This is a genomic window from Flavobacterium odoriferum, assembly GCF_025499515.1.
GTDB classification, from domain to species: Bacteria; Bacteroidota; Bacteroidia; order Flavobacteriales; family Flavobacteriaceae; genus Flavobacterium; species Flavobacterium odoriferum.
Genome location: NZ_JAMKFA010000034.1, coordinates 1 through 6,783, shown reverse-complemented (window position 1 = coordinate 6,783; position 6,783 = coordinate 1). Strand labels below are relative to the sequence as shown.

Annotated in this window: 9 protein-coding genes; 2 read left to right on the top strand and 7 right to left on the bottom strand. The window is 28.1% G+C overall.

The features are described from left to right. Positions 1 to 190 (top strand): hypothetical protein (locus M9Q43_RS13965; protein WP_262319474.1); only part of this gene is annotated, 190 nt, incomplete at its 5' end. 69 nt (positions 191 to 259) lie between these two features. Here the strand turns inward: M9Q43_RS13965 and M9Q43_RS13960 are convergent. The 3 genes from M9Q43_RS13960 to M9Q43_RS13950 all read right to left on the bottom strand — a co-directional run bounded on the left by M9Q43_RS13960 (position 260) and on the right by M9Q43_RS13950 (position 3,212). Then, on the bottom strand, positions 260 to 1,009 hold the full coding sequence (locus M9Q43_RS13960; RefSeq protein WP_262319473.1) for a hypothetical protein: 750 nt from the start codon (positions 1,007 to 1,009) through the stop codon (positions 260 to 262). Between the two features lie 168 nt (positions 1,010 to 1,177). Further along, complete coding sequence (locus M9Q43_RS13955) at positions 1,178 to 2,560, bottom strand: T9SS type A sorting domain-containing protein (RefSeq protein WP_262319472.1); 1,383 nt, start codon at positions 2,558 to 2,560, stop codon at positions 1,178 to 1,180. Between the two features lie 157 nt (positions 2,561 to 2,717). After that, positions 2,718 to 3,212 carry a hypothetical protein gene (locus M9Q43_RS13950; protein ID WP_262319471.1) on the bottom strand — a complete coding sequence of 165 codons (495 nt, stop codon included), beginning with the start codon at positions 3,210 to 3,212 and terminating at the stop codon, positions 2,718 to 2,720. A 59-nt stretch (positions 3,213 to 3,271) separates the two neighbouring features. On the opposite strand from M9Q43_RS13950, the gene M9Q43_RS13945 reads away from it, so the two are divergent. After that, positions 3,272 to 3,445 carry a hypothetical protein gene (locus M9Q43_RS13945; RefSeq protein WP_262319470.1) on the top strand — a complete coding sequence of 58 codons (174 nt, stop codon included), beginning with the start codon at positions 3,272 to 3,274 and terminating at the stop codon, positions 3,443 to 3,445. A 392-nt stretch (positions 3,446 to 3,837) separates the two neighbouring features. On the opposite strand, the gene M9Q43_RS13940 is transcribed toward M9Q43_RS13945, so the two are convergent. From M9Q43_RS13940 to M9Q43_RS13925, 4 genes are all read right to left on the bottom strand, one after another. Next, positions 3,838 to 4,674 carry a hypothetical protein gene (locus M9Q43_RS13940; protein ID WP_262319469.1) on the bottom strand — a complete coding sequence of 279 codons (837 nt, stop codon included), beginning with the start codon at positions 4,672 to 4,674 and terminating at the stop codon, positions 3,838 to 3,840. Between the two features lie 152 nt (positions 4,675 to 4,826). After that, entirely contained in the window at positions 4,827 to 5,270 is a 444-nt protein-coding gene (locus M9Q43_RS13935; RefSeq protein WP_262319468.1) for a bifunctional nuclease family protein, read from the bottom strand. A 32-nt stretch (positions 5,271 to 5,302) separates the two neighbouring features. Then, on the bottom strand, positions 5,303 to 5,806 hold the full coding sequence (locus tag M9Q43_RS13930) for a hypothetical protein (protein ID WP_262319467.1): 504 nt from the start codon (positions 5,804 to 5,806) through the stop codon (positions 5,303 to 5,305). A 191-nt stretch (positions 5,807 to 5,997) separates the two neighbouring features. After that, positions 5,998 to 6,480 (bottom strand): hypothetical protein, encoded by a 483-nt coding sequence (locus M9Q43_RS13925; protein ID WP_262319466.1) that lies wholly within the window; start codon positions 6,478 to 6,480, stop codon positions 5,998 to 6,000. Positions 6,481 to 6,783: the final 303 nt, after the last annotated feature.

Here is a 6,783-nt window from a genome sequence, read left to right as displayed (position 1 = left end):
TAAATCGGATTGCTATATATTATTTTCTGCATGCTCTAAATCTAAACGTGATTTGTGTTTTTCTTACGCTACAACTTATAATTTAGTTGACGCATTTCTTTCTTTTAAAGTTCTGCACGAAACTGACGCCCAACGTTTTGCGGCTTGCTCTCAGTGGCGTTGTACCAACACCAAGCCATTACAAATATAACAAAACATTCCATTCAGCAGCGGATTTTCCGTAGGAAAATCCGGAAGTAGCCATTGAAGCAAACCGCTGTTAGTGTATGTTATTTATTTCCATTTCGGTGATTACTATTTCAATTGAACTTTCGTATTTTGTAGTTGCAATTTCTCCCAAACTTGTTTTCTTAGTAGTAAAAATTATTTTTCCGTTTTTAACTTCAATTTTGTCAACTAAATAAAATATGTCTTCATAAAAATATAAATCTTTAGTTGTTATATGTTGAGTTTCGTTTTTTTTATCAAAATATTTCACGACAATTTTTGACAAAGTTTTTTTCGGATTAATCATATAACCAATTTCAATTTTATATGAATTTGTTTCTTTGGTTTTATATGCGATTTCAATTTCCGTTTCAAATTTATTCAGCAAATTTTTCACTTCAATTATTTTTTCAATTTTTTCTTTGTCTTTTTCGAAAAGTAAAATTAAAGATTTGAATGTAAGGTCTTTGACTAATTTATTTTTTTCATATTCTGTTAGCGAATTAAATGTTTTTGGTTCAATTCCATAATCAACATATTTTATCCGTTTATCTAATTTTTTTTCGCTTTCAACTAAATTTCCCAATTTTAGATTTTCGGTAAAGTTTATATAAATATGGTCAAATTCTCCAGATATAAATTCAAACTCATTTAGTTTTCTTGCAATTCGTTGACCGATTGAATTTGTATCGTCAGTAATCTGGTGAACATTACCAATAATTCCGTTAAAATCTCCAGTGAAATCTTTCGGCTTTATTTCGTAATATCGAATATCTTTTATAATTCTGTCGGTTGATTTCATTCGGTTTTTCAATAATATACACTAACGTTTCGCGGCTTCATGAAGTGGCGATAAACCAAGACCAAGCCTTCACAAATATAACCAAAACTTTTAATTAAAAACCCTTCCGCTTTCAGATAAATCCCATACCTCGCCATTTCTTGAAACCGCTGTTGTGCGATCGGCTTTCTATTTTATTACTATTTTCTCGTGTATTATTTTGTTATCATTATAATATACTTTTACAATGTAAACCCCAGCGGAATGATTTGATAAATCTATTAAAGTTTGTTGATTTAATGAAGATTGTTCCATGATTAGTTCTCCAAGAATGTTATAAACTTCAATTTGTAATTTGGTTAATGATTGTGTTTCTATTTTAATTAGACTATTGGAAGGATTAGGATAAATAGTAATATCTGAATGAAAGTTAAATTCTGAATTCTCTAGGTTTTCTGGAGAAAATTTAAATATAACTCCATCTCCATTTTCACCGCCACTTGAGGTCATTCCATATAAAAATGTTCCATCTGAAATCAAAGACCTACGTGGATAGCTTCCGTGAGTAGTACCATCAAAATCGAGTAGTTTTGAAAAGCCAGTACCATCAGGTTTTATTCTAAAAATGATACCGATGCTATTAACACCACCAAACATTGTCATTCCATAAATATAATCTCCTAAAATGACAAGATTATCCATTGGTTGTTGACCATTATTTCCATTAAAACTAAATAATTGTTGATATTCAGTGCCATCGGGTTTAACTTTAAAAACACTCCCAATATCGTTAACACCACCTGTTCCTGTTGTTCCATACAAAAATGTCCCGTCTGAAATAAGAGAGCCATATGGATAATTTCCACTTGGAGCACTTGCAAAATCAACTAGTTTGGAATATCCTGTACCGTCTGGTAATATTTTAAATACAGTGCCACTATAATATGAACCACCAGCCGCAGTTGTACCATATAAAAACGTTCCGTCATAAATTAATTCCCCATAAGGAAAACGTCCCGAGAGCGTTTCAGAAAAATTAAACAACGTTTCGAAATTCGAGCCATCAGTTTTTATCTTAAATATAGTGCCATCTGTACCTCCATAATTAGTCATTCCATAAAGAAAGTTTCCAATTAAAAAAAGTCCGCTCCAAGGAGTGCTACCGTTGAATCCGTTAAAATTATGAAGTGTAGTAAACTCACTTCCATCAGGTTTGATTTTATATATTGTTCCATGAGTATTGACACCATTATCTCCTTTAGTAGTACCATACAAAAATGTCCCGTCAGATATTAGGGTTGCATAAGCATGATAACCACTAACCGTAGGGTTAAAATCAAAAATTTTTAAATAATCCGTTCCGTCTGGTTTTACTTTAAAAATAACTCCACTGTTGTATAAACCCCCATAAACAGTTACTCCATATAGATATGTTCCGTCATAAAAAAGACTACTAAATGGATAACCACCATTAGCACCACCATCAAAATCATGAATTTTAGTAAACTGAGCAGAAGATGAAAGTACCTTTATCAGAAATAATAGTGTAAAAAAGATTTTCATTTTTTTCATTTTTTCATTTTTTTACGCTTCAGTTTTATAAGCTGTCGCACAACGTTCTGAGGCTTAAAAATGTGGCGAAAACCAACACCAAGCCTTCACAAATATAACCAAAACTTTAAATTAAACAACTGCGCCATTTCAAAAAATCCCGAAACCAGCCATATTTTTAAACCGCTGTTGGCGGTTCGGTTTTATTTTTTTTATTAGTAATTTCTTCAATTCTGTTTTCAACATGTTTTTTGTATTCAAGGTTTTTCTCTGAGTTTTTTATTATTCTCGATATTAAATATTCCCTTTGAAGTTTAGTTAATGGTTTTTTATTTTCCATAATTATGATTGTTGTTTTTTTTTCGCTGTTAATAAAATAAATTATGAAACCTGCAAATACAAAAAAATATGTAAATCCAAATGTAAATATTTTTAACATGTTTAAAAATAATAAAATTATAGCAATAAAAACAGCGGTTAAAATATTTTGATTAAGTATTGTCTTATCGATTATCTTGGTTGAATAATAACCATAAACAATAATAAAAATTATTGCTAATATTCTAAAAATTGTTTTGTCAAGTATTTGATATTTATCAATTACTATATCAAATATATATGGAATTATGCATAATGAAATTAAATATAAAAATAATAATCGTAAAATATTCATAAAAAAGTGGTTAAATCATTCCGCCACAATTAAGCGAATGAAAATTAAAATTAATTATTATGACTGTAATAGAAAACCAAAAAATTAAATTTATCATGGATGAGTTTACAAAATTTAAATCACTAATAGATTGTTTTCCTGAATCGTTCACCGTTGTTTACGATAAAGAAAACGGATATTGCTTAACTATGGATTTAGATTCTTTAGAAACTCACTTGGTTGAGGAAGATTAAGTTTATCTAAAACATTTTCAATACTTTGATAAACTAAAAAACTCCCGTATAATTTAAAATTACAAATTATTCTATATTTATTAGTTTCATATTTTTCAGTATTAATTCCTGATATTCTTAATTTAATAGAACTTCCTATTTCTTTACCAATTAGAATATCTTTATAATAATTGATTATGTAATTTGAATCTTCTAAACTATATAAATTTGTTTTCATTTTTCCTTTTTTATACTTTCCAACCAAACTGACCGCCAACGTTCTGCGGCTTGCTCTCAGTGGCGTTGAACCAACACCAAGCCATTACAAATATAACAAAACATTCCATTCAGCAGCGGATTTTCCGTAGGAAAATCCGGAAGTAGCCATTGAAGCAAACCGCTGTTGTGTACAGTTATTTATAGCTATAACTGAATTCATTTTGCAGTTTTATCCTAAAATATTCTTTTTTACTTTTAAGTAGACCATTTTTATCATAACTAAAAATAGTAAATCCCATTAGTTTATTTTGCTTTTTATAGAATCTTTCAATTTTAATTAATCCAAATTGATTGTATTCATATTTAAAATATTCATAATCACTTTCATCTCGCTTTAAGATTCTACCATGTTTATCATATTCATAAATAAATTTTTTTCTATATTTTTCTCTCGTTGGAAAAGTTCTACTTACAAGTATTCCGTTTTTATAATTTTGAATTTCATAAAGCAAAGTATCTTTATAAATTTCTACTTTCTTTAGTTTTCCTATGATGTTATAAAAATAAACTTCCTTTTCACCTTCGTAGTTGACTAACCAATTAAGTTTGCCGTTTTTTCTGATTTTTTTTTCGATTTTATATTTCCATTCTCTTAATGAATCTTTTTCAAAACTTATGTAAATACTGTCTAAAATTCCAAAATTATCATAGAAGTTAATATGTTTTCCAAATGAACCAGAAAAATAATGAAGTTTAAAGTTTGATTTCAGGTCATTATTAAAATAATTAGTTTTTGATTCAAAAATTGAAATTAAAGGATATTCTTTTTCTTCTTTTCGTAAGTCGATAAGTTCTTCTTTGTAAATTCCACTTTTATATTTTGTTGTTATTTTGTCTAATATCGAATCTTTTTTCGGGATATTAATCTTCCATTCATATTGAACAAAACTAACTTTTGACGTATCAATTAGTGTTTGAGAATAACAAAAATTATAAAGGAGAAATAAAAATATTAGATATGTCTTTTTCATAATTGTACACAACGTGTCGCCGCTTCACGAAGTTGCGGATTTTCAACACTTTTGATTACAAATATAGACAAAATTTAGTTTCAAAAATTAACAATTCTGATAAATCCCAACCCCGCAATTTCGTGAAACGGCTGTTAGCAGACGTTTTTTTATTAGGCAATATTTTTTTCGAAAATTTCTTTCTCAATATAAATTGGACTATTTTGTCTTAGACATAAAGTAATTAGATCAACTGTTCTTGCTTGAAATATTTTGCTTTTCTCTTTTCTATAATATTTTGCAATTGATTTGTAATGACCTTCTTTATTTAATTCGTTAATCAACATATATTCCAATTTTAGGCCAAATTCTTCAACTACATTTTTGAATAAAATTTCTACAGTTTCAACTGAAGGCTCTATTTTTTCTATCGCTAAAGCGATTGTTTGACTTTCAGTTTTTCTAGTTCCAATAAACATTTTTTGCTTTCTATCATTTTTGTTGATTAATTTTAAAGCATATTTTTGATTATCTCTTCTAAATAACTTTTCGAATAAATTACTTTTAATATTATATATTTTTTCAACTTCTAATTCTATCCAATCTTTACTTATCATTTTTAGAGTTTTTCGTGGTTAATATCTTTATATTATACGCTTTTTCCTTTAAAATATTCGACAATATGGCTAATTTCTGATTCTGAATAATTTAAATCATTTAAGCTTATTTTTATTATTTTTTTGTTTTTGAGTAAAACATTTAACTTATAAAAGCTGCTAATATCAGAAGAATTTAATTCTTCAATTAATGTAGACTCAATTTCTGACCATTTAATTTGTTTTCCATTTTCTAATATTAGATTATCATTTGAGATAATTAATTTTGGTCTTTTATTTATAATTTTAAATATTGGAAAAGCTAATGTTGTAAAACAAAATATCATTATTAATGATTTATTCGAATATGTTTTTAAGTTATACAATAAATAAATATTAATAACCATAAAAAAAAGCAACAGTTGATAATTTAATTTAGCAGAGTTTTTTAAAACAACTTTTTCAATATAATCTTTTTCAATAAACTCTTTTTGCAATTTTGTTTCTACAAATTTTGAATCATTAAAAGTATTCTTTAAAAGTTTTATTAATTTCATTTTTAGCTTTTTAAACTTTTTTTCGTTACGCGGTCATAAAATGTCTGCTAACGTTCTGCGGCTTGCTCTCAGTGGCGTTGCACCAACACCAAGCCATTACAAATATAACAAAACATTCCATTCAGCAGCGGATTTTCCGTAGGAAAATCCGGAAGTAGCCATTGAAGCAAACCGCTGTTAACGGCTGCTTTTTAACTTTCAAAGTTATAAATATCCCCAAACTCATTGTTGCATTTACGGTAAAAACTTTTCGGTAAACCATTTTTAAAATTGACTTTAGTCATTACTTTTTTGTCGCAATCACTATCAGTATTTTTGAATATTAAGAAACCATTATCTAGTTTGATTGGTAAATCACTTGAAGTTGTAACATAATAGTTTCCTATATATTGATTTTTGTCATTAAAAATTAATATTCTGCTAGTCGCTCTACCAGATATACCCCAATTCCACACAGAATTCATTATTTTATAAATTTTACCTTTTTTAGTTTTCACATTTCCTAAATAAGTTAAGTTGGTTTCTGTATCTCCTTTTTCGTTCCATTTTCCAAAAGTAAATTCTTTACCAATTATATTTTTCCTCAAAACCTTGAGTCTAAAGTTTGAATCATCTATTTGCCCATAAGTGATGAATGATAGAAAGAGTAGGAGGAAAGTAACTTTAAGTTTCATTTCAAGTTCTGTTTTGGAAAAGTTGCCGTTAACGTTTCTCGGCTTGAAAATTGTGGCGACGAATCAACACCAAGCCAACACAAATATAGAAAAAACTTTAAATTAAACAACCGTGCCATTTCGGATTTTCCCGACACTCGCCATATTTTTAAACCGCTGTTAAATGCAGTATTATATTTTCACGAACTGAAAAAAATCAGCGCAACGTTTATCCGCAACGTTTGGTTCGGTTTTCAATTTTCCGCAAAGTTTTTTGCTGAGAATTGTCTTTGAAGGTTTTACACAAAGTTTGGTTTCAGTTTT